Origin of the sequence: Pseudomonas sp. H9 (genome assembly GCF_004353925.1) — a bacterium.
Classification (GTDB): domain Bacteria; phylum Pseudomonadota; class Gammaproteobacteria; order Pseudomonadales; family Pseudomonadaceae; genus Aquipseudomonas.
Genome location: NZ_SMOK01000011.1, coordinates 242,171 through 269,147, shown reverse-complemented (window position 1 = coordinate 269,147; position 26,977 = coordinate 242,171). Strand labels below are relative to the sequence as shown.

Annotated in this window: 14 protein-coding genes and 1 pseudogene; 8 read left to right on the top strand and 7 right to left on the bottom strand. The window is 57.0% G+C overall.

What is annotated here, in order from left to right:
* The first annotated feature begins 6 nt into the window (after positions 1–6).
* The 5 genes from E1573_RS09145 (at position 7) to E1573_RS09125 (ending at position 8,814) form a co-directional block, all read left to right on the top strand.
* Positions 7–1,962, top strand: a complete 1,956-nt coding sequence (locus tag E1573_RS09145) for a DUF1302 domain-containing protein (RefSeq protein WP_133212786.1) — start codon at positions 7–9, stop codon at positions 1,960–1,962.
* 50 nt (positions 1,963–2,012) lie between these two features.
* The gene (locus E1573_RS09140) at positions 2,013–3,371 is read left to right on the top strand and encodes a DUF1329 domain-containing protein (protein ID WP_133212784.1); all 1,359 of its coding nucleotides are present in this window, start codon (positions 2,013–2,015) and stop codon (positions 3,369–3,371) included.
* Between the two features lie 96 nt (positions 3,372–3,467).
* Positions 3,468–4,538, top strand: a complete 1,071-nt coding sequence (locus tag E1573_RS09135; protein WP_133212782.1) for a YCF48-related protein — start codon at positions 3,468–3,470, stop codon at positions 4,536–4,538.
* 30 nt (positions 4,539–4,568) lie between these two features.
* Positions 4,569–7,043, top strand: coding sequence for an RND family transporter (locus E1573_RS09130; RefSeq protein WP_305955354.1), 2,475 nt, complete (start codon positions 4,569–4,571; stop codon positions 7,041–7,043).
* Positions 7,036–8,814 (top strand): acyl-CoA dehydrogenase C-terminal domain-containing protein, encoded by a 1,779-nt coding sequence (locus E1573_RS09125; protein WP_133212780.1) that lies wholly within the window; start codon positions 7,036–7,038, stop codon positions 8,812–8,814. Before E1573_RS09130 ends, E1573_RS09125 begins: the two co-directional genes overlap by 8 nt.
* An 80-nt stretch (positions 8,815–8,894) precedes the next feature.
* Here the strand turns inward: E1573_RS09125 and E1573_RS09120 are convergent, their stop codons facing one another.
* The 3 genes from E1573_RS09120 to E1573_RS09110 all read right to left on the bottom strand — a co-directional run bounded on the left by E1573_RS09120 (position 8,895) and on the right by E1573_RS09110 (position 18,416).
* On the bottom strand, positions 8,895–9,155 hold the full coding sequence (locus E1573_RS09120; protein WP_177494573.1) for an acyl carrier protein: 261 nt from the start codon (positions 9,153–9,155) through the stop codon (positions 8,895–8,897).
* A gap of 49 nt (positions 9,156–9,204) precedes the next feature.
* Positions 9,205–9,426, bottom strand: coding sequence for a hypothetical protein (locus E1573_RS09115; RefSeq protein ID WP_133212778.1), 222 nt, complete (start codon positions 9,424–9,426; stop codon positions 9,205–9,207).
* Positions 9,427–9,509: 83 nt separating this feature from the next.
* Positions 9,510–18,416 (bottom strand): neuraminidase-like domain-containing protein, encoded by an 8,907-nt coding sequence (locus E1573_RS09110; RefSeq protein WP_133212776.1) that lies wholly within the window; start codon positions 18,414–18,416, stop codon positions 9,510–9,512.
* Between the two features lie 246 nt (positions 18,417–18,662).
* Here E1573_RS09110 and E1573_RS09105 point away from each other — a divergent pair, with 246 nt between their 5' ends.
* Positions 18,663–19,361: a zinc ribbon domain-containing protein gene (locus E1573_RS09105; protein ID WP_133212774.1), complete on the top strand. Its 699-nt coding sequence runs from the start codon at positions 18,663–18,665 to the stop codon at positions 19,359–19,361.
* Between the two features lie 17 nt (positions 19,362–19,378).
* Here E1573_RS09105 and E1573_RS09100 read toward each other — a convergent pair whose 3' ends face one another.
* The 3 genes from E1573_RS09100 to E1573_RS09090 all read right to left on the bottom strand — a co-directional run bounded on the left by E1573_RS09100 (position 19,379) and on the right by E1573_RS09090 (position 21,995).
* Entirely contained in the window at positions 19,379–19,570 is a 192-nt protein-coding gene (locus tag E1573_RS09100) for a hypothetical protein (protein WP_133212772.1), read from the bottom strand.
* Between the two features lie 111 nt (positions 19,571–19,681).
* A complete protein-coding gene (locus E1573_RS09095; protein ID WP_133212770.1) occupies positions 19,682–20,953 on the bottom strand; it encodes a RidA family protein in 1,272 nt (423 codons plus the stop codon).
* Between the two features lie 193 nt (positions 20,954–21,146).
* Entirely contained in the window at positions 21,147–21,995 is an 849-nt protein-coding gene (locus E1573_RS09090; protein ID WP_133212768.1) for a mechanosensitive ion channel family protein, read from the bottom strand.
* Between the two features lie 2,061 nt (positions 21,996–24,056).
* Here E1573_RS09090 and E1573_RS09085 point away from each other — a divergent pair.
* Together E1573_RS09085 and E1573_RS09080 are read left to right on the top strand one after the other, a co-directional pair.
* Positions 24,057–25,339, top strand: a pseudogene (locus E1573_RS09085) (tyrosine-type recombinase/integrase).
* A 131-nt stretch (positions 25,340–25,470) separates the two neighbouring features.
* Complete coding sequence (locus tag E1573_RS09080) at positions 25,471–26,025, top strand: hypothetical protein (protein WP_177494572.1); 555 nt, start codon at positions 25,471–25,473, stop codon at positions 26,023–26,025.
* A 172-nt stretch (positions 26,026–26,197) separates the two neighbouring features.
* Here the strand turns inward: E1573_RS09080 and E1573_RS09075 are convergent, their stop codons facing one another.
* The gene (locus E1573_RS09075; RefSeq protein WP_133212766.1) at positions 26,198–26,935 is read right to left on the bottom strand and encodes a hypothetical protein; all 738 of its coding nucleotides are present in this window, start codon (positions 26,933–26,935) and stop codon (positions 26,198–26,200) included.
* Positions 26,936–26,977 lie beyond the last annotated feature (42 nt).

Here is a 26,977-nt window from a genome sequence, read left to right as displayed (position 1 = left end):
ATCGCAATGCCAAATCACCGCATGTTCTGCGCTGTGCCGTCACAGCGTTGCCTGCTAGCCTGTGCCATCAGTTTGCTCGCCTTGCCGGGCGCTCAGGCGTTCGAAGTCGATACCGGTAACGAAGACTGGGCCGTACGCCTGGACAATACCGTCAAGTACAACTACGGCGTACGCACCGAAAGTGCCGACAAACGCATGTTGGCCACGCCCAACAACAACGACGGCGACTACAACTTCCGCAAGGCCGGCACCAACATTACCAACCGTGTCGACCTGCTGACTGAACTGGACGTGATCTATCAGGGCAGCATGGGTTTTCGTGTCAGTGCCGCCAGCTGGTATGACAAGGCCTATGACAATACTGGTTCGAACTCCAACCCGTTCGTCAACGGCAACGGCGACACCTCCGGCATCAACCCGAGCCTCAACGGTTTGCCCGGCACCGGCACGCCGCTGGGCAGCCCGCACCTGAGCAACTATGCCCAGCGCTATTACAGCGGCCCGTCCGGCGAGGTGCTCGATGCCTTCGTGTTCATGCGCACAGAAATCGGCGACAGCTCGGAGCTGAGCGGCAAACTGGGCCAGCACAACCTGTTCTGGGGCGAAACCCTGCTCAACCCGGTGCACTCGCTCAGCTACGGCCAGTCTGGCCTGGACCTTGCCAAGCTGGCGGCGTCGCCGGGTACTGAAGCCAAAGAACTGTTCGTACCGCGTAACCAGCTGTCCACCTCGTTTCTGGTGAATGAGGAACTGACCGTCGGTGCCCAGTATTTCCTCGATTGGGACGCCGCGCGGTTGCCGGAAGCGGGTACTTACTACGGTGGTTCGGACGTGGTCGGCGAGGGCGCGCAGAGCTTCCTGCTCGGCCACACCGGCACCCCCGGCTTGATCCCGGTGCGCGGCGCCTTGACCAGTATCCGCCGTGGCGATGACCTGACGCCGGATAAACGCGGCGACTGGGGCGTCATGGCCAAGTGGTCGCCCGAATGGCTGGGCGGCACCCTGGGCTTCTACTACCGTAAGACCTCGGAAATTCTCCCGCAGGCCTGGCTCGACGCCCGTGGTCTGACCGTTTCACGCGGCCCCTTCGGCACACCACCGGGCAGCCTCCAGGGCGCAGTCGGCAACCTCTACAACTCGCTGCAATCGACGACCTACCAGTTCGCCTACGCCGACAACATCGATGTGTATGGCTTGAGCCTGTCCAAAGACGTGGCGGGAATCAGCGTCGGCAGCGACCTGAACATTCGTCACAACATGCCACTGGCAAGCATTCCGGCAATCGTCAGCGCCCCCGGCCAAGGTGGCCTGGGTGGTGGTTTCGGCCTGCTGCCACCGCGCCTGCCCAGCAGCGGCGTGATCTACGACGTGCCCGCCGACGGCGACGGCCTGAGTGCCACCGGCCAGACCCTGCACTGGACCCTCAACGGCCTGATGACCATCGGCGACACGCCGCTGTTCGACAGCGCCAGCCTGCTCGGCGAGCTGTTCTACAGCAACCTGCTCAAACTCGATGGCCATAACGAGGCCTTGTACAAGGGCAAAAGCAGCTACCGCGGCATCGACAAGCCAACCCGCGACAACTGGGGTATCGCGGTCAACTTCACCCCGACCTGGTACCAGGTCATGCCCGGCGTAGACCTGAGCATGCCCCTGTCGATCAACGTCGGACTCGATGGTGTCTCTCCCGTGCAAGGGGGCGGCGCCGAGGACACTGGTAACTACGCGGTGGGCGTCAGCGCTGCGGTGTACAACCAGTATTTCGTCGACCTCAAGTACGTCGACAGTTTTGGCGATACCCAGTCGTGCAACAACGGCCAGACCGATGGCGCGGCACCCAATGCCCTGGACGGTGAGCAGGATTACACCTGCTACGGCGGCGGCTACTCGTCCTTCTCCGGTGGCGGTGCCACCACTGAGGACCGTGGCGCGCTGTACCTGACGGTTAAAACCACTTTTTAAAGTCACTTCAACGTCACGTCTTCCTTCAGACATCACGCAGGAAAATACTCATGAACTACGTGAAATCACTGCTGGCCACCTGCCTGTCGCTGGCTGCCATCACCAGCGCCCACGCGGCTGTTTCCAATGATCAAGCGGCGCGTCTGGGCACCAGCCTGACCGCCATCGGCGCCGAATCCGCCGCCAACGCCGACGGTTCCATTCCCGCTTACAAGGGCGGGCTGGTAACGCCGCCGGCCGCTTTCAAAAGTGGCGACAGCATGCGCCCGGATCCGTTTGCCAATGAAAAACCGCTGCTGGTCATCAATGGCCAGAACGCTGAGCAGTACAAGGCGCAGTTGACCGCCACTACCCAGGCGTTGCTCAAGCGTTACCCAAGTTTCCAGGTCGATGTCTACCCGACACACCGCACCGTGGCGCTGCCACAGGCGGTGCTGGATAACACCCGTAAAAACGCCGTCGGTGCGCGCAGCCAGGAAGGCGGTACCGCGCTCGACAACGTACTGCCGGGCATTCCGTTCCCGATCCCGCAGAGCGGGGCCGAAGCGATGTGGAACTTCCTGCTGCGTTATCAAGGTGTCAGCCTGGCCGCCAAGTACGATTCCTGGAACGTCGATGCGGCTGGCGTACCGACCTTGTCGACCACCGGCCAGGCCAACATCAGCTATCCGATTTACGAGGACATGAGCAAGACCATCGGTGCCAAAGACACCTATTACCAGATGAAGCTGATGTACACCGGGCCCGCCCGCCGCGCCGGTGAAGCAATGATGCTGCGCGACGCCGCCAACCCGTTGGTACAGCCACGCAGTGCCTGGGTGTACCTGCCGGGCCAACGCCGGGTGAAGCTGGCACCGAACCTGGCCTACGACACGCCGAACCCAGGGACTTCGGGCTCAGGCACCTACGATGACGTGTTCGTTTTCAACGGAGCCCTGGACCGCTACGACTGGACGCTGGTGGGCAAGCAGGAAATGTTTGTGCCGTACAACACCTACAAGCTCACCTATCACACCGACATCAAGCAACTGATTACCCCCAACCATCTGGCGCCGCAGTTTGTGCGCTGGGAGAAGCACCGTGTGTGGGTAGTCGAGGGCAAACTCAAGGATGGCGCCCGCCACATCTACCACAAGCGTCGCTTCTACCTGGACGAAGACAGCTGGGTCGCCCTGGCCTCTGACCAGTACGACGCCCGTGGCCAACTGTACCGTGGCTCGTTCGCCTTCCTCAGCCAGAGCTACGACAAACAAACCCCGGACTCCACGCCGTTCATGATCTACGACCTGATCGGTGGCACCTACAACCTCAACGGTGTGGTCGGGGCTTACGGTGGCATCCGCTACATCGACCCGTTGTCGAAAACCCAGTGGTCGCCTGAGTCGCTGGCCGGCGCCGGTATTCGCTGAGACCGGTCGCAGGGTAGGTACGGCCCGGCATTCCCTCAATGTCGGGCCGTTGGTTGAGCAGCCTGCTGCGTGCAGCGGCGATCCGGAGGACCGGGTATGTATGTTGTAAAGCGCTACACCGCGTTGTTGCTGACGTGGATTGCCCTTCAGGGCGTGGCCCAGGCCGCCCCTTACATGGATGTGCTGGATGTGCCGGCCACCCCTAGCGCGCTGGCAAAGGTCAGCGCACTGCGTGACGTAACCCGCGCCGGCTCGCGCCTGGTGGCGGTGGGCCCGCGTGGTCACATTCTGTATTCCGACGATAACGGTGGCCATTGGCAGCAAGCGCAGGTGCCGGCCAGCGCAGACCTGAATGCCGTGAGCTTCCCCAGCGCCGAGAAAGGTTGGGCGGTGGGCAACGACGGTATCATTCTGCACAGCAACGACGGTGGTATCAGTTGGCAAAAGCAGCTGGACGGGCGCGTGCTGGGCGAGCAAGTAGTGGCCTATTACCAGGCCCAAAGTCAGGCGATGCCTGGCGATGAACGCTGGCCAGCGCTGATCGCCGAAGGCGAGCGTCTGGTACAGGAGGGCGCCGACAAACCGCTGCTGGATGTGTGGTTCTCCGACGATCAGAACGGCTTCGCGGTGGGCGTGTTCAACTTGCTGCTGCATACCCGTGATGGCGGTCAGCACTGGACGCCATGGCTGGAGCGCAGCGACAACCCCCAGGGCCTGCACTTGACCAGCCTGGAAAGTGTCGATGGCACACTGTACATCACCGGCGAGCAAGGCCTGTTGCTGCAACGCACGGCCGACGGCGAGCATTTCACCCAACTGACCACACCGTCACGCGGGACCTTCTTTGGCGCCACCGGCAAGCCGGGGGTGCTCCTGGCCTATGGTTTGCGCGGCCATGTGTGGCGCAGCACCGATAAAGGCCAGCAGTGGCAGCCGGTCAATACCGGCCTGGGCATCAGCATCACCGCCGGCGGCCTGGACAGTAACGGCCAGCTCTGGTTGCTGAGCCAGGCCGGGGATGTGCTGCGCAGCCGTGATGACGGCGCAAGCTTCGTGGTGGTCAGGCAAAAAACCGCCCGCACACCGGTCAGCGCCGTGGCCTTTGACAGCGCCACCGACCTGGTGCTGGTAGGTGAGCGTGGCGTGCGCACCCTTGCCGTCGAATAACCGCCGTCCACATAACAAGAGAAAAACCTGATGGCCAACATCAAGCAAGACACCTTGCCGGTAATACGCACCCTGGATGAATTCGACCGACGTTCCGGCAATTGGCTGGAGCGCCTGGTGTTCAACCATCGTTTACCGTTCATGCTGCTGATGCTGCTGGCGACCCTGCTGCTGGGGTACATGGCACTGACGCGTCTGGAGCTGCGGCCCAGCTTCGAGAAGATGATTCCGCAGAGTCATCCCTATATCCAGAATTACCTGGAAAACCGCCAATCGTTGCGCGGGCTGGGTAACTCATTGCGTGTGGTGGTGGAAAACACCGAAGGCGACATCTTCGACCCGGCCTATTTGCAAACCCTGCGGCAAATCAACGACGAGTTGTTCCTCAGCCAGGGTGTAGACCGCGCCTGGATGAAGTCGCTGTGGAGCGCGGCGGTGCGCTGGACCGAAGTCACCGAGGAGGGCTTTCAAGGCGGGCCGGTGATGCCTGACAGCTACCAGGGATCACCGGCCGACATCGAGCAACTGCGCCAGAACATCGAGCGCGCCAACATCGTTGGCAGCCTGGTTGCCCGCGACTTCAAATCGAGCATGTTGATCGTGCCGCTGCTCGACCAGGATTCAGCCACCGGCCGTGGTGTCGATTACTACGCCTTCTCGCAGAAGCTCGAACAACTGCGCAGCCAGTATGAAGCGCAAGGTCCCTACAAAATTCATGTGATCGGCTTTGCCAAGCTGATGGGCGACCTGATCGACGGGCTGATTCAGGTCATGCTGTTCTTTGCCCTGGCGGTGGTCACCACCCTGGTCATCATCTACCTCTATACCCGGTGTGTGCGCAGCACCTTGCTGGTGGTGTTGTGCTCGCTGACGGCGGTGATCTGGCAACTGGGTATTGTCGCCTGGTTGGGCTATGCCATTGACCCGTATTCGATCCTGGTGCCGTTCCTGATTTTTGCCATTGGTGTGTCCCATGCGGCGCAGAAAATGAACGGCATCATGCAGGACATCGGGCGCGGCACCCATCGTCAGGTGGCCGCCCGTTACACCTTCCGCCGCCTGTTCGTTGCAGGCGTGACGGCACTGCTGGCCGACGCGGTAGGCTTTGCCGTGTTGATGCTGATTGACATCCCGGTGATCCAGGACCTGGCCATCACCGCCAGCATCGGTGTGGCGGTGCTGATTTTTACCTCGTTGTTGCTGATGCCGGTGGCGTTGTCGTATGTCGGCGTTGGCCGCAAGGCTGCCGAGCGTGCCTTGCGCATCGATTCCCGGGCCGCCGAGCACCGTGGCTTCGGTAAGCTGTGGGACCTGCTGGACCGCTTTACCACCCGTAAATGGGCAACCGCCGCACTGCTGGTAGCAGGCTTGCTGGGAGCAGGGGGCTTTGCCCTCAGCCTGCAATTGAAAATCGGTGACCTCGACAGCGGTGCGCCCGAGCTGCACGCCGACTCGCGCTACAACCGTGACAACGCCTACATCACCAGCCATTACGCGCTGTCCAGCGACACCTTCGCGGTGATGATCAAAACCGCACCGGAAGGCTGCTTGCGCTATCAAACCCTGGTGCTGGCTGACCGCCTGGCCTGGGAGCTGCAGCAATATGCCGGGGTGCAGACCACCGTGTCGTTGACCAACGCTGTGCGTCAGATCACCGCGGGCACCTACGAAGGCAACCCCAAGCTCAACAGCATCCAGCGCAACCAGGACGTGCTCAACTACGCCGCGCAGCAGGCCTCGGTCAACGCCCCGGAGCTGTTCAACAATGACTGCTCGCTGATGCCGGTGATTGCCTACCTCACCGACCACAAAGCCGACACCCTCGACCAGGTGGTAGCCATTGCCGATCGCTTTGCCCAGGCCAATAGCGGTGAAGACCGCCAGTTCCTGCTGGCGGCAGGCAGTGCCGGCATCGAAGCGGCGACCAACATTGTCGTGCGCGACGCCAACCGCACGATGCTGTTGCTGGTGTACCTGGCGGTCACGCTGTTCTGCCTGATCACCTTCCGCAGCTGGCGCGCCACGGTCGTTGCCGTGGTGCCACTGATTCTTACCTCGATCCTTTGCGAAGCGCTGATGGTGATGATGGGCATCGGTGTGAAAGTCGCCACCTTGCCGGTCATCGCCCTGGGCGTGGGCATTGGTGTGGACTACGCGCTGTACCTGCTCAGCGTGCAATTGCACTACCAGCGTAAAGGCATGCCGCTGTCTGAAGCGTATGAGAACGCCGTGGCCTTCACTGGCCGGGTCGTAGGCCTGGTCGGTATCACCTTGGCCGCCGGCGTGGTCGGTTGGGCCTGGTCGCCGATCAAGTTTCAGGCCGACATGGGCATTCTGCTGACCTTCATGTTCCTGTGGAACATGCTCGGTGCGCTGATCCTGATTCCTGCACTGTCGTATTTCCTCCTGCCGGGCCACAAAACCCAGGCAGCTGCCACCAGCACCGCCAGCAGCGGCGAGCTGAAACACACCACCCAAGAAGTAGAGTGTTCGCATCATGTCTGATTACCTTCCGCCCCTTCGCGACATGGAGTTCCTGTTCAACGAGGTGTTCGATATTCCGGCGATCTGGTCACGGATACCGGCCCTGGCCGAGCAGGTCGATGCCGACACGGCCAAAGCCGTGCTGGAACAGGCCGGGAAAGTCATCGCCGAAGTGGTCGCACCGCTAAACCGCAGTGGCGACGAGCAGGGCTGCCGTTGGGACGCAGGCCAGGTCTTCACCCCCGATGGTTTCGCCCAGGCCTACCGCACCTATGCCGATGATGGCTGGGTAGGCGTGACGGGCGCGGTGGAGTACGGCGGTATGGGCATGCCGAAAGTGATGGGCGCGCAAGTTGAGGAAATGCTCAACGCTGCCAACCTGTCGTTCGGACTGTACCCGATGCTCACCGCAGGCGCCTGCCTGTCGCTGCTCAACCACGCCAGTGAAGCGCTCAAGGCCCAGTATTTGCCTGCCATGTATGAAGGGCGCTGGGCCGGCTCGATGTGCCTGACCGAACCGCATGCCGGTACTGACCTGGGGCTTATCCGCACCCGCGCCGAGGCGCAGGCCGATGGCAGCTACCGCATCAGCGGCACCAAGATTTTCATCACCGGCGGTGAGCAAGACCTGACGGAAAACATCATCCACCTGGTGTTGGCCAAGCTGCCGGATGCGCCTAAAGGCGCCAAAGGTATCTCGTTGTTCCTGGTGCCCAAGATCATGGTCAACCCAGACGGCACGCTAGGCGCCGCCAACGCTGTGGGCTGTGGGTCGATCGAGCACAAGATGGGGATCAAGGCGTCGGCCACCTGCGTGATGAATTTTGATGGCGCCACCGGTTACCTGGTGGGCGAGCTGAACAAGGGCTTGAATGCCATGTTCACCATGATGAACTACGAACGCCTGGGTGTCGGCATCCAGGGCCTGGCCTTGGGTGAGCGCTCGTACCAGAACGCCATCGAATACGCCCGCGAGCGTCTGCAGAGTCGCGCCCCCAGCGGCCCAGTGGCCGCCGCGCAGGCTGCCGACCCGATCATCGTCCACCCCGATGTGCGGCGCATGTTGCTGACCATGAAGGCCCTGAACGAAGGCAGCCGGGCGTTCTCCACCTACGTAGCTTTGCAACTGGACCTGGCCAAGTACAGCGAAGACGCCGTCGAGCGTCGCCGCGCCGAAGCGCAAGTGGCCTTGCTGACCCCGGTGGCCAAGGCGTTCATGACCGACATGGGCCTGGAGTCGACGATTCATGGGCAACAAGTGTTTGGTGGCCACGGCTACATCCGTGAATGGGGCCAGGAACAGCTGATTCGTGACTGCCGCATCACCCAGATTTACGAAGGCACCAATGGCATTCAGGCCATGGACCTGCTGGGCCGCAAGTTGGTTGCCGATGGTGGCCAGGCGTATGCCGCACTGTCAGCGCAGATCAACGCGTTCGCGCAATCGCTGGCGCCGTCGCGTACCGAGTTCAGCACACCGTTGTTGGCTGCCGTCGCTAACCTCGATGAACTGACCGCCTGGGTACTCGACCGGGCGCAGGGCAATCCCCAGGAAGTCGGCGCTGCGGCGGTGGAATACCTGCATGCGTTTGGCTACACGCTGTATGCCTACCTGTGGGCGCAGATGGCCGATGTGGCACTGCAGCATGGGGAGGAGGGTGGGTTTTACACCAGCAAACTGGGTACGGCGCGATTCTACTTCGCACGGATACTGCCGCGGGTACAGTCGCTGACCGCCACCATCAAGGCGGGTAGTGCCAGCCTGTTCCTGCTGGAGGCCGAACAGTTGTAACCCGGTAGGAGCGGGCTTGCCCCGCGATGCGATGTGGCTGACAAACCGCAATCGCGGGGCAAACCCGCTCCTACCCGTATTTATTTTGACTCCTCCGCTTTCGAGAGTTCGCGAGTGATCGAAGAGACCAAATCACGAATCCTGTAACTACTTTTCATTATTTCGTCTAGATCCTCTATTTCAAACTCTTCTTCCAGCGCCATGCCTAACTCTGTCAGTTCAATGCTGTCCGGTTGCACATTGCAATCCTCATCAAGAAGTGTATATTCTGTTAGATACTCTAATTTCATACCGGTTTGCGCTACGATAATTTTTTTGACCCGTTCTTCTATAGTGTCCATCGCAAATTTCCTGATTCAAGGTTGAAGAAGGTGTGCAGGCACGCCTGGGTTACGGCAGCAAACCCGCAGCGTCCTCAACGGTGCTTAACTTTTCGATATCACTGTCGCTGACTTCGATACCGTGATCTTCCTTCATCTTTGCAATAAAGAGCGACTGATTTGCGGAAATAATATCGTCGAGTTTATCGGTGCCACTGATACCTTCTTCTTTTTTATCGAAGTTGTCAGCAAGCAAAGTTTTAACTTTTTTAATGTTTTCGGCAGTTGCCATGATCGGCTCCTTGTGTTTGACACGGCTATTAACAACTCCCCCTGGCACCTGCGTAGTGCCTCGTGCCAGGGGTATGTTGATCGCTACTCTTGCAAATTCACACTTTCCAGATTGGGTGTCAGCGTGTTCAAGCGAATAGGGTCTGCCTCGATATGTAAATCGATGCCACAGATCACATTGCGGACAAACTTGCCCTGCGAATCGTTTAGCCGGAAGGCCCAGAGCTGCTCTTCAATTTTGGCAACCACGCCTTCGTAAGCAATGTTGTCTATTCGAACCTTCAACTGCTTGTTCAAGTAGGCTTTGGCAATTGCCAGGTCACGGGTTTTCCTGACGTCGGTATTTTCGTATTGCGCCACTGCGTGGCTGAGATTGCTGGCGATACTGCTGTTCTGTTGCGCTGCATGGAACGCGTCTTCGGCCGCGCTGGCGTCGGCAACGGCATCCCTGCGGCATTCGTCCCTGACGTCGTCATAGGCACGTGTTGCGGCAATCCGCTCGTCACCCGAAAGCGGGTCAAGGGATGACTTGGCTGCTTCAATACGCGCTTGCCGTTTCTCAGCACCCGCCTCGGCATCGGTTATCACCGCGCTAAGGGCCGCCTCGGCTAATTTCGAAGCGTCATCCCCAGCACACTGCACGGCCCAGACCAAGGCGTACACATATGCGTGCCTTAGCGCCTGTACGACCTGCGGGTCTTCTGCAGCACCCTGTTGTTCGACGATTGAGGCAATCTGCACCTGAACCTTCGCATAGTCGTCGCACTTGCCAATATCCGCCAACACATCAGCCAAGGTGATCCGGTTCGCCAATGCCTGAGCTGCCTTAGCGGCGTCTTCGGCGTCTTGAGCCGCTTTTTTGCCCTTTTCCTGGGCCTCTCTGGCATCGTCGATCACCTTAGTGGCGTCTTCGGTAGTGTTAAGGTTCGCGGCCCGTATCAACGTTTGATTGGCGTCTTTCTCGGCTTTGCGGGCAGCGGCTAAAGCCGTGCTTACTTTTTCCGCTTCGGCTGCAGCTTTCGGACGCTTGAGGGCTTCCTGTGCTGCGACGGATTCGACGGTTGTACGGGCTTTGGCGGTGGCGCTGAGCGCTTCTTTGGCAACGGTCATGGCATTGCTTCGGTGCCTGGCAAGCTCGGCTGCAGCCCGCGCTTTGTCGGCGGCGTCGCTGGCGCTCCTGGTGGCTGCGGTCACCTTGTCGATGAGGGCGTTCGCCTCGTCGACAGTTTTTATCTTGGCGATTTCCTTTAACGCCAGCGCGGCTTCGTTCTCGGCCTTACGGGCATCCGTTACCGCAGTGTCGGCCTTGGTGGCTTCGCTAGCCGCTTCGGGCGACTGCAGTGCCTGCGTAGTGGCGGCTTCTTCTGCGGCCTTGCGGTATTGTTCAGTTCTTGTTATCGCCGTTTTAACAGCGCTCGAGGCGTTGGCCTTGGCCTCGGTTAAAGCGTTATCGACGGTGGGCTGCTTTTCGGGCGGCCGCTTGTCGGGCGTCTCGGAAGTTGACTGGGGCTTGTCCAACAACGCCCTGATGCCATCGGCAAAGGCTTCGCCACCGTCGAGGGCGGAGTAGCTCAGCTCGATGTGTATGTCCTCTACCACGCACTTGCCATCGCTGTACAAGGTTGAACAGCTTTTGGCTCCAGCCGGGAACGACAACACCCAACTGGAGATCGCCCCCGTGCCCTCGAACGGCAGGTAACGCGTTGGGTCCTTGATGGAAGGCTGCAAATCGAGGTTGCGCGTTACAGGCTTGGAATACCAGACGGCGGCCTGCTGGTTGGGCCGCAAGTCTCGCAGCAGGTTCTGAGCTGTACCGTCTTTGGGGGAGTACAGGTGTTTTGCGCCTTCGATGTCGTTGCTGAGCAACACGATGTTGCTGGTCTGCGTCAGCATGGCTGAGATCGGCCCAGTCAAAGTCTTCAGAACACCCCCTTTGTCTTTGCCAATGAACGTCAAGGTGATCCGCTCGATCCGACGCAGGTAGTGGCCCGGGTACTGTTCATCGAACAGTTTTGCGCGCAAGTCGAAGTGAATCACGCCGTTTTCCAGTTGATTCTGCAGCGTCGTGCCATCCCCGCCCAAGAGAGCCGTCAGCGACAATTCCATGCGGATATCCAGTGGCCGTTCGTTGTTCACCACGGCTGCGGTGTCCATCTCGATCAAGTCGCGCTCCAACGCTTCGCCGGCGAGCATGCCGCGCCAGTTGTCGATCCAGGCGCCCGGTTTGATCCAGGTACTGTTGAAGTCGCCCAGTTCATACTGCAGGCAGGTTTCGGCCATCAGGCACAGCGACAAGGTGGCGTCGTAAGCGGTGCTGTAGATGTCTGACATGCGCCCGATCAACCACAGGTAGGTGGCGTGGCTGGAGAACACCGTGGTCATCACTTCATATTCGGCGCGCTGGGCGGCCTGCTTGGCGCGCACTTCCTCCATGGCGAGCTTGGCGGCGCGGATGTGTACGTCTTGCTCGAGCAGTTGTTTGTCGAGCATGTTCAGTTCAAGGGTCGCCTGGTCGGCCTGGAACTGCCATTCCTGGGCGCGTAGTTGATAGCCGGCTTGCTGGCGCAGTTCCTCGCTAGTCATTTCAAGGGCTTTGCCCATTGTGAGCGCGCCTGATGCGAGTGCCTCTGGAAAACCGGCAGGCTCGGATCCGCCAAACGCCATACCGAATACCTGGGGAAGCATGTCCGTGGCTCCTGCTAACATCTGAAATGGAATCGACATCGCGTAGTACGCCTGAGCTCCATAACCCATCGCAATGGCCATTTCTTCAATCGGTGTAATACCTTCTTCTACCAGTGCCTGGTAATAGCCCAAGCGATGCTGAACCATCTGCTTGCTTGCCAGTAAGGTATCGCGCCCGCGTTTCGCCGACTCCAGCGCTTGCTCCTGAAGGCGGCAAGGGAAATCAAGCAACTTGATGTAATTGGCCTTGCTGAACAACGCCAGCTTTTGCGCACCCTCAGTGTCGTAGAAGCGAAGCAATGTTTGGCCCAGCTCGATCAGTTGCAACACCGCCGCATCTGCACGTTTACGGACTTCTTCATAGCGGCAGGGCGGCACAGGGCGTGCGACTCTGGCCACCTGGCTGTCTTCAACGGCAGCCGCGCCGAACCCGAGCAGGGCTTGGTCGAGGGTGTCCGGGTTGAGCATCAAAGTGGCGGGTTTGCCGTCCAGCGTCAGGCCGTGGCGCAGGTTGAACAGGCGACTGCGTAGCAGGTTGCGCAACTCGATCAGTTTGTTGTTCAGCGGTGGGGTAAAATCGCCGCGCTGTGCTTGGGCTAACGTCAGCGCCTCCCGAGGCGTGCTGGACAGGTTCTCTGGCAGCGTGCCGATCAGGCGCAGGGCCCGGTCGTAGCAGATTGCGGCCTCGACCAAGGTGTCGCGGGTGAGTTGGCGGTACAAATCGTCGCCCTGGCGTTGCCAGCTTTCCACCACGAACAGATGCAGCGCCATGCGGTAGCGCACAGGGGCGGCGTAGGCCAACAGATCAGGGTCGTTTACCTCGTTGCTTGGCGCGTATGCACTGCGCCCGATGATCGGTTGAGTCATCCAGTACAGCGGCGCTTGGTTGCCTTCGGATTTCCAGGTGCGATAGGGATCGAACAGATGGCGTGTGCACCAGCGCCATGCCTCGCGGTACTCGCGGTTCTGGCGCAGTTGCCAGGCCACCAGCATTGGCGCGTGGAAGAACAGCTCCCAGAAGTACAGGCCATTGGCGCTACGGAAGTCGACCGTGGTGTCGGAAGTTCCGGCGGCAAGTCGCGGTTCGGGTAAACACTGAGCTTCCCAAGACAGCGCGCGTTCCACTGATTGGGTGGCGAGGGCGACAAGTTGTTTGCCGAATAGTGTGTTGAGTCGTTGATGTGGGACCGGCTCGCCGCCTGATTTGGAATTGACTTCATCAAAGTCCAGGTACAGTGCTTGCTCGTTGTTGCGTCTGACTCTAACGCTAGGGACCAGATCGTCTGGCAGGTCTGTTAAACGATATGATTGGGATATTCGAATAATATTTTTGTGCGTGGCCTCATCAATTATCGTAAGCGTGACAACATATTCAGGTGCGTCTCTATTTATGGGGTGCCGAAAAGTTAAATACCCTTCGCCATCTGCGGAAAACGTGCAATAAAATTCAACTTTGTGTTGCGGGTCAATACACAAAAATATTCTTCGCGACTCTTCCGGATGGTGGTGCCACAGGCGAACAATTGAGGAGATTAATATACCTGAAGGAACTTCATACTCCAAGTCACCAGCTATGGACTCAACTTCGACTTCTAAAAGTGCGTTAATCGCAGTCGTGTTATTTTCAGCCCTAGCTCGAATCACGGCATTTTCAATTGATATAATACCCTTCGGACCTTGATAGCAGGAGGAACCAAGAATATTGGCGAGCGTATACTCTGTAATATAACGTTCCTTAAAAATCAATTTCTTTAATGCCGCGAAACCGCTTCCAGGGGATTTGGCATAACCGATTAGATCGATAAGATTAAAGTCTTCCAACAATTTTTTTTCATGAGCGGACAGCAGCCAGGCGACATTTTCAGAAACGGAATTATCAACCGTAAATGTAACGGGAAGGCGAATGTCGCTTTGCTCGAAAGGTAGAAGCGATAGCTTTGCTTTTTCATCAAGCTGCGGGTTTTTAAAAAGAACTTCGTCCGAATAAATACCATCAAAACTCAAATGGCTTAGGGTGCGTTCAAGCTTCGCATTGTAGTTTTTTTCTCCTTTATCATATTTTATTTCTAGGCTTTCACTTCTCAACGTTATGGCTTGCCCAAGCCTGAACTCGTCAACACTAACATTAAGTGAGAAAACATCTAGATCACTGAAATTATTTATTTTTTCGCTGGCAACAATCATGTCGACGGTTATCTGGAAAGTTTCAGCGTGCTCAATCAGGCCTACCTTGCAGTACGCCAACAAACCATAGACCTGATGATGAATTACATGACTTGGATGTGAAGTCCATGAGCGGGAGATTGTGAGCGAATTTGGAATTTTTATCTCTATTTCTTTTTGATTCGCTGAAACTCTTTTTTTGAAAGGAGGAATTAATCTATTTATATTAATAAATTCATTTATACCAAAGCAGCCAACAACATCAAAGTCTCTCATTTCGTGGGTCGGTGTACCAGTATCCTCGATTGCTGCCATAGGGCCTACGTAAGGGTGTTGAACTACACGCGGATCACTGAAAAAAAATAGCCAATTTTGTACTAGCCTAGACTCTATAGGGATGTCAGGTTCTGATTTCGCATCCAAGGCTTTATTTTCGAGCAGAAGAAGATCTCTGTTTACAATGAAGTATTTATTTTCAGTTTTCCATTCCGGGATTTTTTCGAGTGTTGGAATAGTGCTAGAGGAGCCATCAAACAAAAGCACAGTCAGCCAAGGGTCATTCAACCGACCCCCCATGTTGTTCAACATCACCGCTAACCCAGGCACGAAGTCTTTGGTTTTCAAAAACGCATTACTGGGAGTTGAGCCATTCACCGGTGTTTCCACCGACAGGTTTGGATCGAAAACACCCTGTTCATCATGCCCATCCAGGCGTATCAATTCGTTGGGGGCGCTCCAGGCGCCATCCGTCTGCTGGAAGGCAAAGCAGACGCGCAACGGAAAATAGGGGCTCTGCTTGTTTTCCGGCCCCATGGCAATGGCGGTAGCTTCCCACTCTGCCCACACCACATAGCGGCGCCCGGCGATGATCACCGGGCGGATCAACTCGATGTGTGTGCGCAGGTCTTCTGCAAGGCGTGCGTCTTCTGCCTGTTTTTCCTTCTCGGCATCCGATTTTTTCTGCGCTTCGGCTGCTTTGTCGGCTTCGGGTGTGTCTGGCTTTTCGCGGTACTGCAGGGGCGCTGTTTTCGGCAACGTCGTCAGCACCAGGTTACCGGCCAGCGGCAGCGAGATTTTCTCCCATTCACCCCACGCCAGCATGCTGGGTGCGTTGTGCTGATCGCGCTGCTTCAGGTCAAGGGTGCGCCAGTAATACTCCACCGGTTCGACATTGGTCTTGCCAATGAAGTGGTAGGTGTCTTCCAGCGGCGACGTACCATCGGCGTAGGCGGAAATCGGCTGGATATTGCTGACTTTCTCGAAACTACTCAGGTACCCGAGCATCGCCGTTTGAATATCTTCAGGCCGGCATTTGCCTTGGGCCAGCTGCGTTTCCAACTCTTTGAACGCCGTGGTTTTGCGCTCGCGGCGGGTCGGGTCGATGAAGTTCTGTGGCTCGTTGCGCACGTCTTCACGCAATTTCCAGCGCTCATAGTGGCTGGCAAAATCGACCCATTCGTCACGCTCATGCTCGCTGATGGCGGTGTTGCGGTAGCCGTTTTCCAGGCGCGAATGAATCTGGTGCAGGTAGCGCTGCAGGCTGGCGGTGGCTGACAACAGGCGGGTGGTCAGTGGTTGGTGAGCGACTTGCAGGTCGAGCAGCAGGTAGTCGGCCAGGGTTTGTGGAGAGTTGACCCAGCTGCGTTTGGCGTCGGCGGGCGCCCAGTGCACCAGCATCCAGGCCACCAATGCGTCGCGCCAGGCCATGCGCAGTTGCGCGTCCAACGCTTTGCGCTGGGGGCTTGAGCAGCCTTGACGCAAGGCGGTTGCGAAACGCTCGAAGGCGGCGTCATCGCGGGTTTGCCTGAGTTCGCCGAGGCCAACCAAGGCATCCACTGACAAGCGGTGCTGTTGTGCCAGATCCAGCAGGCGCATCAGCCGATCGAGCGCGCACAATGTTGTCGGCGGTGTCAGTGTGCTGAGTCGGGCCAGGCGGTCTGTGGGCTGGTTCAGGAGCTTTTCCACGGTTGCCCAGGCGGCGTTGGCCGATTGCGCTGCGCTGACTTCGCCCTGTTTCACCGCATTCTGGAGGTAACTCAATACATCGCTTTCACTGCGTTCCATAGGCAGTCGGGCTAACAGGGCTTTGTAGCGGCTGAGTTGATACACGGTGGTCAGGTCAAGAGGGCGTAGTGTTGTGGCCGATGTGCCCTGCAGGTCGAAACAGGCAGGTTGATTGACCAACGCATCGACCGCGCCCGCGCTGAGTTTGAACAGTTTGATCAGCGCGCTGTAGCGCTCAAGCTTCGTCCACTCGAGCAGGTCGGTTGGAGTGAAGCATTGGAGGGGCGCCTTGCTCTTTTCATTACTTTCCTGGTCAAGCGCTTGCATGCGGGCAAGGAGTGCGTCGGGCTTGAGGTTCGCCCAGCGCAGCAGGTCGGCAAGCTGATTGTCGGACTCCAGTGTCAGCGCTTTGCGCAGCGCGGCATGCACTACCTCATCCGGTGTGTCGGTTGCCTTGTTGAAGTCTTCGGTGAAGGCGATGTTCCATTCTGTATTGGCAATAGGGCTGTCGTTCTGCAGGATAAACACCAACTGCTGAACGTTCAGCGCCTCGCGCTTGAGCCAAAGCAGTGTGTCCATGAAACCGACGATCACATCGACAATATCGGCCTCGGCCGATGCCGACGCGAGGCTGGGCACGCCCGCCAATTGCCTGACATAGGCCGGCGTTTGCCGGCTCAGTAAACCCAGAGCTAGCACCCCGGACTGGGCGTCTATGCCAAACAACCGGGGCAAGGCGGTCATCCGGTAGCAGGCCGAGATCACCGCTAGCGAGCGGGTGGGTTGGCTCAGTTGCTGGGCTTTGACCACTTGTTCGAGTATGCCGCGCAGCAGCGGCTCGTCGACTTTCAAGCCCAGGCACAACAGCTTCATGGTCTGGGCATCGGCACCTTCGGTTGCGGCGGGGTCAAAAGCACTGCCGTCGAGCACCAGTGGCGGGGTAGGGGCGGTGTCTTCGTCGCTGCTGTCGGGGTTGAACAAGCGGTCGAAAAACGCCGGTGTGCGGTTACTGCTGTAGGGTGAAATCTCATGGATGAACGCGGCGAACTGGGCGGCGGTTGCACCATAGTGTTGCTGAAGGTGGCGGAACAGGCCGAGGGCTCGCAGGGTCGCTGCGCTCAACGTGTAATCAGGCTGCAGGCCTTCAGCCCGCAGAGCAGCCATCACCACGCTGTCGGTCTCGTCAGCCTCCAGTTCCAGGGCGCGTTGCAGGCGCAGCATACGTTGCAAACGGTCCAGGTGGCTGGTGGTCATGCCGGTGATGTGGACGGTCTTGCCGACGGGGTCAGGGCGAGTCAGGTAAAGCGGGGCGCCGCTATTGTTGATAACGCTGGCCCCGTAAACCTTACTCGAGGCCGCTGCGACAGTGGCGGTGGTGACATTGGCGCTACGGGTAACCGCAGTTTGGTCTTTGCCAATGGCTTGCACCGCCAACAGTTGGCGCAAGTGTTTGCGGGTGATGCCCAGGGCCTTGCACAGGCCTTGCGCTGTACTCAGAGTGCTCCGTGCCTCCAAGCGGGTATGGAAATGCCGTTGATAAAAGGCCGCGTCGCTTTCGCGCTTGGCCAATAGCAAGGTGCTCAGTTGCGGTGAAAAACCGTTGCTGAGGGTGATCGCCTCGCGCAGGCCGGGGAGGGTGAGGTTATCGAAGGTGAAGGCAGGGCTGTCTGTGGTGCAGCTGCCCGTCACGTCCCACAGCGAAAGCTGTTTTACCGCCAGTGTTGCCTTGATCGCTTCCCAGGGGGCATTGAACGGCACGTTGCCGTGGCAGACGCCTTCGGCAACCGCCTGCTGCAATGTCTTAGGCCCCTTCAACACCTCGCGCGCGCGGCTTTCCAGCACACCCAGCACCACGCGAAGGGTGGGCAGGCTGCGCTTGGAAGTTTTATCGTCGAGTTTCAGTTGCAGCAGGTCGGGGCGGCGCTCTTGCAAGGTGATCGCCGGTGCCACATCCGCCCGGGCTTCAAAGGCTTCGACCAACGACTTGAGATAAACCAGGTAAGCGAGGCGACCGTTGTTGGCCTGAAGCGCGCCGGGCGCACAGCGGGTTTGACTGTCGGGAAACAGGCCCATGTAGTTGGCTGCGTCCTTGCGGGTTGACGGGCTGTTTTGGCTGGCCTGGGTCGAAAGGTCATTCATCGTCAAAGTCCTGGGCAACTGTGATGAGGGCTTTGCACCAGGACATCACCACGCTGGATGCAGTGACCAAACCCTACACCGGCATCACCGCACGCACACCTGACAAAAATATCAGGTGTGCATTGCCAGGCCGGCCCAGTGTTGGTTGGTGTGACAATCTTCAGTACACTCGCGGGCCACCGGACCACTGATAAGCGTGACCAGCGTGTTCGCACATGTATTCAAGGAAGAAAAGGGCGTTCATTTATGACCAAGACGCTATGCAACGCGTGCAAGCAGCTTGTAGAACCCGATGCGAAAACCTGCCCCAACTGCGGCGAGGATTACCCAACCGTCGACAGGGCCAGGCAATTGAAGTTGATCGCAGCGGTGGGCCTGGTGCTGGGCTTGTGGATTGCGGTGTATTCAGGCTGGACCACGTTGACCCGCAACGTGCAGGGCGCACCTGAATCGGCCCAAGAGCAGACCGGCCCGCGGGGGCCGTTGCAAGTCTTGAATGGCAAAATCGTTTATTACCAGACCTTGGGGCAAACGCCAAAGCAGTATGCCGACCGCGTGAACGCGTTTCTCAAGGCGGCCAACCTCTCTTACACCATTGACACGGCCAACATCGATGTGGGGGAAGTCTACGACTTTCTCAATGCTGAACTGGGGCCTTTCGTTGTGCTCACCGCCTCGATCCAAAAGGACAGCGGGCAGCTGGACAGTATTGCCATTTTTGCTGGAGGTGACGGCAATCGGTCTTCCGGTGAAGAGATTGTAACCGTCGCCAGCGCGGCCTTGGCGGGGGCTTCGCCGGGGGCGGACCCGCAAGAAATCAAACAACGATTCGAAGACATGGTCCGCAAAGACGAGCCGTACCGTCACGGTTATGTCGAGTTCAAAGCAGGGGTCACACAGATGATGGGCTCCTGGTTCTCGGCAGATCCGATTCGGCCTGAGTGATTGGCCCTTGGCGCTGTTCACTTTTTCACGAAAACGATCCATGAAGGCGAGGAGTCAATGATCTGTTCCTCGAACTCGATCTGAATCTGGCCCGGGCCAAAGGCGCTGATGTCTTTCAAGGTAAGGCCACCCTGAACGATAACCTTGGCGTCTTGTGGCAGGCGCGACAGGGCCGCAATCAATTCAGCCACGGTTTTGGGTTTCGACATCAGCATTGCCCTCCATAAAATTCGAGGACGGATACTTGCCCATTACGGGCCCTGCGTTCAAGTAGAAAAAGCCCCGGCGCAAGCGTGGCCGGGGCTTTTTCATTTGCCTTGTCAGGCCTTGGGTGGCGTGCCTTCTGCGTTCGCTACCACGGCTTCGATCTGTACCAACGCATCACCAGGTAGCTGCGATACGCCTACGGTTCTACGTGCGGGCACAGCCGTTGGGAAGAAGCTGGTATACACCTCATCCACCGCAGCGACATCATCGATGTTTTTTAGGTAGAGGTTGATCTTGACCACATCTTCCATCGCATGATTGATGCTCTCTACGATGGCTTTGATGTTTTTCAGGCATTGCCCGGCCTGTTCTTTTACACCGCCCGTGGCCAGTTGGCCTGTTTTCGGGTCGAGCGGAAGTTGCGCCGAAAGGTGGTTGTAGTGGGAGAAAGCGACCGTCTGGGTGGAGAGGGCGCAGAGCGGGGCACTGCTTGTGTTGTTGGCTTTGATAACAATGCCGTGTCGGTCCTCGACCGCCTGCGGCGGCGTGCCATCGCCGTGTGAGACGACAGCTTCGATCTGGACCAAGGCACCCAGGGGCAGGGCAGAGGCTGCAACGAGTGTGCGAGCTGGAACGTAGGCCGCTGTGCGGGCAATGGCCGAGTCGGGGAAGAAGGTTGAATACACTTCATTCACAGCGTCGGCGTCTGAAAGGTTTTTCAGGAAGAGGGTGATTTTAACGATGTCATCGAAAGGAACATCAATACTTTCCAGAATGGCTTTGATGTTCTCCAGGCACTGCTCGGTTTGTTGTTTTATGCCACCGGCTACCAGTTTCCCTGTCCCCGGATCAATGGGCAGTTGAGCAGAGAGGTTGTTGTAATGAGAAAAAGCGACCGTTTGTGTCGAGCGCGGATCTGTTGGCGCATTTTTCGTGTTTCTTGCCACCTTGATCAAGTCGCCTGCCTGTGGCGCGTTGGGGATTGTGCCTTCGCCGTTCGAGACAAGCGCTTCTACTTGCACCCGAGCACCCAAGGGTAAAGCGGCCACGGCAACGGTGGTCAGTGCCGGCAAGTAACTGGAGAAATACGTTTGATAGACGTCAAAGACCGTGTCGCTGTCTGCGATGTCTGTGACAAAGACGGAAATCCTGACAACATCGTCCATGACATGGTCGATGCTTTCTATAACGGCCTTGATGTTTCGGAAGCACTGCTCAGCCTGCGCTTTTACACCGCCCGCGACAACGCCCCCTGATGTCGGGTCAACGGGGAGCTGGGCGCAAAGATGATTGTAGTGAGAGAAGGCGACGGTTTGAGCGTAAGGGCCTATGCCTTGCGGAGCGTTTTGCGTGTTCCTTGCTAAGACAGCGTTATAGCCAACCATGATGTTACTCCCTGTGTTGCTGGATTGAGTGAGTAGCGAGGCGAACGCGTACTACTTTCGATCATCAGCGATTGCCACTGTTTATCCGGACAACGGACCTGAGTCCACACGGGTAGGCGTACCGGTAGGATCGGGCTTGCCCTGCGATTCGATGTGTCTGATACACCGCAATCGCGGGACAAGCCTGCTCCTGCTAACCAGCCTGTTGTTGGACGATCACCGTTTGCGCTGGCATCGGTGCCGGGAAACCGGCCTCGCCAAGGGCGTCCTTGATGGTGCGGTTGGTATCGAAATAAACCTGCCAATAGTGCTCGTTATGGCAGTACGGACGCACCGCGAGTACCGGGCCAACCAGGTTGAATTCAAGAATCTCCACATCCACGGCCGGCTCGGCCAACACATTGGGCAACGCCGCGATACGTTCCTTGAGCAATGCCGCAGCGGCCTTCCAGTCAGCCGCACCGGACAACTGCGCCTGCAGTTCGACACGGCGGAAGGAGTTGTGGGTGAAGTTCTGGATGTTGTCACTGAAGATCTTGTTGTTGCCGACCAAGGTCAGCACGTTGTCCGGGGTATTGATCGCGGTGACGAACAAACCGATCTCAGTAACCGTACCCGTCACGCCACCGGCACAGATAAAGTCGCCAACCTTGAAGGGGCGAAGAACAATAATAAAAGCACCCGCGGCAAGGTTGGCCAGCAGTCCCGACCAGGCCATGCCGATGGCCAGGCCGACAGCGGCGAGCAGGGCGGCGAAGGTTGTGGTTGGCATGCCGAGGTATCCGAGGATACCGATCACCAGGATGATATTCAGTGTCACGGTGATGACAGAGCCAACATAGCGCAGCACGGTCGGGTCGAGCTTTTGCTTGGCCAAGGCGCGCTGCACCACACCCACGGCAAAGCCGATCAACCAGCGTCCAATGATCCAGAAGGCGATGGCGGAAATAATCTTGACCACAAAAGCAGCGCCGTACGTTTGTACAAGCGCGAGGAGCGCATTGACCTTTGTGGTGGTCATGCTAACGATGGATTCGTCCATAGCTGGGGCCCGAAATAGAGGGATTGACCAGAGAACGCTAGCACAAGATGTGTACCGCGCCAGGCAAGCGGTTTCACCCCGCATTACGCGCGGGATTCAGGCCATCTGAAGTACATAGCTGTGGCGTTAGTAGCGTCTTTTTGCATTTCGCTAGCGCACGTTTTATATAACTACACTAAATGACTATTTAGTGTAGTTATTCTTTCTGCGCATATGAAAACACAATAAAGAGGGTGATGACCGGGAGCTCTGGTCTTTTCTTTGCACCCGCGAAAACCTCGCCGGAGCGCTGCAGCGATTGGCATGGAGATCCTGCTGAAAAGCTAGGTTTGCGTTCCTGATCCGCATCAAGTTGCGCGGTTAAGACCTGTACGCTTGACGTTGACGCACTTAGCGCGGCGCGCAGACATCTTCGATGAATCGGCAAAGCGCTGGGCAATCTTCTATGTGGAAGCTGCGATGTGTTGTCGCGGTTTCGGGTTACCTTGCTGATAACCGTGAATCGTTGAAGCTGACAACCAGGGTCAATCGCTCAAGCGATACTGCAGGATGCTCAGCAATGACCGGTGCCCGTAGGCGTCAAGGCGTTGGAAGTTTTCCAGTCATTCGATCTTGATGAGGCTGCTGCGGTGGATACAGCCAAACGTGGTTCGCAATCACAGAGAGTGTGGTTCTCGGGAATCGTTTGTCTTGGCTCACATGGTTAAGGTCCGTTTGCGAGCAGCGCAGGCGTGATTGAGGCCTGGGGCCGGGCTTCAAATCTGCACGCTCATGGGCAGCAAAGCGATATATGAATATGCGCATAATGTATATTATGTTAAATCATATGTTATGTCAGAAATGTTCATGAGCATCCAATCCCACACATCTCCGGTCAAATTGATGCGTTCACGAAATTATGCGAAACCGCCCCCTCGCCACTCTGAATGCCGCGCCAGCCAAGGCCTGTAGCCCACCTGACGGCTTTGCACGGTACGTCGACTTTGCAGAAATCATGCGACATCCAAAACGGCCCTCCGTGACGCCCAACTCCTTGAGGTTCAGGGCCTGCAGCCGTTTTAACGCCCTCATGGGGTGCTCGCGGACGACGCAGTCTGAGGTGTAGCCCGTCCACACACTCGAAAAACCGCGACAGCCCAGTGACGACGTAGCCTCAAGCCATTTTTTGCAGAAATCATGCGAAACGCATCTTTTTGCAGAAATTACGCGAATCGTCAGGTGCTTTGCTGATAGCTCCAGCTGGCTCGCCGCTGTTCTAAATAATTACTGTTCTTGGGGCTGAACCTCACGCAATCCGGGGCTTCTAGCGAAATGTGCTCGACTCCTTGTGCCAGGATGCGTTGGTTTTCCAATCCTTGCAGACTTTGCAGTAATCATGCGAAACGTCGACGATTTGGGCTGTACTCACGTGGTTGCCCCAATAAATACAAGGGCTATACAGAGGCGCTTTCAAAAAATATGCGAAATGTCAGCTTTTCATTTATTCCGCGAAGCGTCAGACTTTTAATTTAATGTGCGAAACGATCGAAAATAACGTGCGCTTTTAGTCTTATATGGACTATATAAGTTTTCCGGAAATTTCCAGAGCAAATTCACAAGTCGCCTGCGCGCGTAGTCGAACAACAAGAAATATAAGCAGCCAATTCATTAAGAGAACCATTCCTCAGCCGTAGTCTTAAAGACAAACTGAACAGCGTATGCGACCGAGGCACGCGGGCCGGCCAAGCGACGCCCAGGCAGCGAGGCTGGGGGCGCGGGGGCGCGCCAATTTACCCATTAAGCAACGAAATATTAATTAACACCTCAAAAAGCTCAATATTCACTTAATTAAATATGCATTGGCGCACTTAGTCCTAAAAGCTGCAGGAGTCAAGTCCAAAATGATTGCCGGTAGACATAAGGCGTGCAGTTGTGAGAAGAGCAGTTGGGAGCTAATATCGGCCATTGTCAATCATTAAGTGTCGAGGAAAAGAGGAACCATGAACTACCCTCCTCTAACTTCCAGTTACTCCCAATACTGGAAGTCTACGAACAGCGTTAAACCGATCGGTAAGTCTCTAGATGTCTAACCAGCCACGACCGATCTTTGAATCTTATGAGATCTTCATTGATCAGGACTTCAGTCTGAACGAGCCGAGTATGGCGTGCGTCCGGACATACATTGAGTCCTTTGAACCGTCAGTCGAAGCCCATAAAGGCTATCTGCTTGCCCGGAATTTTCTTCGTGCGTATTCGGATAACAGCTTGACCTTTACGTCGTACCGTACGCATGTAGAGCGGCTACTGCTATGGGGCATGATCATCAAACATAAACCCTTCAATCAGCTCAAGCGCCAAGACGCCGAGGAATACCTTCAGTTCTGCCGGCATCCGCCGGCAGACTAGATCGGGCCCATCGTTCGAGGTCGTTTTGTCACCAGCGACCACTCGGAGTCCACCTGGGGTGAGCCAACGATGCCCAATGAAAAATGGCGTCCTTTCAGCTTGAAGGCCTCCAAAGCCGTGAAGCATGAGCATGATGGTTCTGAAAATGGAGCCCCGCCACAGTACAAGGCGTCTCAAGGCACCATCAACCAGGTGTACTCGATCAGTACACGCTTCTTCGAGTACCTGTGCCTGGTAACCCTTTCCGATTGATCAAGAAAAAAGGTATGAGCGCCGGCACGCCGTAGGATGAAGGGTCTCATAGAGCCCTAACACCTCTGCAATGGGACTATGTGTTGGAGACCGCCGAGCTGATGGCTTCCGCTGAGCCTGCTCGTCACGAGAGGACACTCTTCATTCTCGCCACGCTTTTCGCCATGTACCTACGGGTCTCTGATATCGTTGGCAGATCCAACTGGACGCCAGTCATGGGGGATTTTCGGCAAGACCCTGAGGGTAATTGGTGGTATCACGTGATCGGCAAAGGTAACAAAGCCGGTAAGATTGCCATGCGCGATGAGTACATTGAGCACTATCTCAAGCGCTATCGTCGTTTTCTTGGGCTATCTGAACTGCCACTGTGGGACGAAAAAACACCCTTGCTCACGACCTTGAGTGGTCGTTCCGGGCTCTCTGGGCGGCAGGTGCGCGCCCTCCTCCAGGCTGTGTTCGACAATGCACTTAGCCGGATGCGTCATGAAGGCCGTCAGGCGCACGAGATGAACAGTCTCAAGGCTGCATCTGCACACTGGCTGAGACATACCTCGGCGACGTTCGATGCGCCATTGCGCAGCGCTAAAGATCTTCAGCTTGATCTGCGGCACAGCAATCTCAGCACGACTCAGAACGTCTACTACCACTCGCATGACCAACAACGAGGCAAATCGATCAAGAGTGTGCCGATGCGAGACCGTGGTTAGTACACCCACTATGCCTAGCATGACTTGGTGATCAGACTGTCCAACCAGCCGAAATCCTTGCGCAGCTGCCGACCGACAAGCAAGTTAAACAGGTTGCCCTGCTCAACTGTATCGCTCTGGCCAACGCTTCAGTGAAATCTTTCCAGACTCTGCCGCCATCGAGACCTGATCGGTGCTTTGTACATTATGGCTATGCAGCTGCTCTGGAGTGGTTTCAAGAACGTGAGGCGGATGGACTGCTGAGCATCAATTACGCGACGATCACGTACCGCTGCCGCACCGAGATTGCCAAGTTTTCAGACACCATTTTTGATGCCGACTGGAAGTTTCCGCCCACGACTTCCGTGAATTATGAGGTATCCGGCCATGACGGGGTGTTCCTCATACATAGCAAAGACCTGGACACCTACATCGAACACTATCAGCCGCGCTGCCTGCGTTACTCAGCGAGTTCGGGCAAGCAGTACGAGCTCGAGCATGTCAATTTCAAGGGCTCGAAGGGTTCTACGTTTGAGCGCGTGTTGATCGTCCCTACAGGCAAGATCGAGCAGTTCATCAGCAAATCTACATTGCTGGAGTCCACGACTGCTGCCGCCTTCTATGTTGCGGTCACTCGAGCCAAGCAGAGCCTCGCGATCGTGATCGACAAACCTGGAAATTCAAAGTTGCCGATTTGGAAGCCGTGAGAGCTACGAAGTCGAGCTTCAGCACTACGCGGCGGGAGTAGGGCGCTATAACGCGCCCTAAACTAACGATCGATGTCATCTCCACAAAACTTGAGCAGCTTGACTTCTGAAGCCCCGCAGGACGATTAGCCACTATCGACGCACCTGAATTGGAGCTTCACGTCCTAGGATGCTAGAGGGACTCGACACGGCTGAAAAGATGCTGAATTACCCTGTTGTAGCTGGAAATGGACTTTACGATATCGGCTGAATAGGCTTGGTCGTAGTCTTTACGCTTTCCAAGATTTTCCGTGCACAGATGGGTCAGCCACCATGGAGAGATTATAGAAACACGGCAGTTGGTTGCCTCGGCACCTGGCGCATGTGTCTCAACGCCGGTAACAAGCAGGATCCGGTACGAAGGCGCTAGCTTCGGCGCCGGAGCTTCAAACAATTCATCGAGCCCTAGCTCCTCAGCAAAAGCGCCATTTGGAAGAATGAAACTGATGCTTAAAAATGTGCTCGCTTGCAAATCCCCTTCGATAGCCACATTTTCTGCAGCGATGGCGATGCGTGCGAGAATTGCCGCTGTGTCACGGATGCAATGAGCAACGTTACGGACATCATAAGATGGATCCTTAGCTGTGATCTTTCCACGCTTTTTTGCAGCAGTTAATCCCCGATCCGGCAGCTGGTGGTTGATATTAAACAGCGGGGCTTCGTCTCCGATGGCATTTTTCTCCGCCTCTTTTGCGAGCGCCTCTGACGGGTAGTTTTCAATTTTTACGTAGGCTATATCTTCTGCCCAGGCCGATGTGCGTCGGTGCTGCGACAGCCTGGAAATGGCGCTATTTGAGATCCCTACGTACAGAAGTCGGCCAGAAGCGTCGAAATGTCTATAGAGCTGGTGTTTCGCTAAGGTGCGTTTCATGGTTAACCTGTAATCAGTGAACGTCTGCATGTCTGCCGTTAC

Excerpts from the sequence above, each read along its gene's own strand:
- E1573_RS09110 (WP_133212776.1), bottom strand. The coding sequence starts at position 18,416 with ATGAATGACCTTTCGACCCAGGCCAGCCAAAACAGCCCGTCAACCCGC.
- E1573_RS09105 (WP_133212774.1), top strand. The coding sequence starts at position 18,663 with ATGACCAAGACGCTATGCAACGCGTGCAAGCAGCTTGTAGAACCCGAT.
- E1573_RS09145 (WP_133212786.1), top strand. The coding sequence starts at position 7 with ATGCCAAATCACCGCATGTTCTGCGCTGTGCCGTCACAGCGTTGCCTG.
- E1573_RS09115 (WP_133212778.1), bottom strand. The coding sequence starts at position 9,426 with ATGGCAACTGCCGAAAACATTAAAAAAGTTAAAACTTTGCTTGCTGAC.
- E1573_RS09095 (WP_133212770.1), bottom strand. The coding sequence starts at position 20,953 with ATGGTTGGCTATAACGCTGTCTTAGCAAGGAACACGCAAAACGCTCCG.
- E1573_RS09075 (WP_133212766.1), bottom strand. The coding sequence starts at position 26,935 with ATGAAACGCACCTTAGCGAAACACCAGCTCTATAGACATTTCGACGCT.
- E1573_RS09125 (WP_133212780.1), top strand. The coding sequence starts at position 7,036 with ATGTCTGATTACCTTCCGCCCCTTCGCGACATGGAGTTCCTGTTCAAC.
- E1573_RS09090 (WP_133212768.1), bottom strand. The coding sequence starts at position 21,995 with ATGGACGAATCCATCGTTAGCATGACCACCACAAAGGTCAATGCGCTC.
- E1573_RS09130 (WP_305955354.1), top strand. The coding sequence starts at position 4,569 with ATGGCCAACATCAAGCAAGACACCTTGCCGGTAATACGCACCCTGGAT.
- E1573_RS09140 (WP_133212784.1), top strand. The coding sequence starts at position 2,013 with ATGAACTACGTGAAATCACTGCTGGCCACCTGCCTGTCGCTGGCTGCC.
- E1573_RS09100 (WP_133212772.1), bottom strand. The coding sequence starts at position 19,570 with ATGTCGAAACCCAAAACCGTGGCTGAATTGATTGCGGCCCTGTCGCGC.
- E1573_RS09135 (WP_133212782.1), top strand. The coding sequence starts at position 3,468 with ATGTATGTTGTAAAGCGCTACACCGCGTTGTTGCTGACGTGGATTGCC.
- E1573_RS09120 (WP_177494573.1), bottom strand. The coding sequence starts at position 9,155 with ATGGACACTATAGAAGAACGGGTCAAAAAAATTATCGTAGCGCAAACC.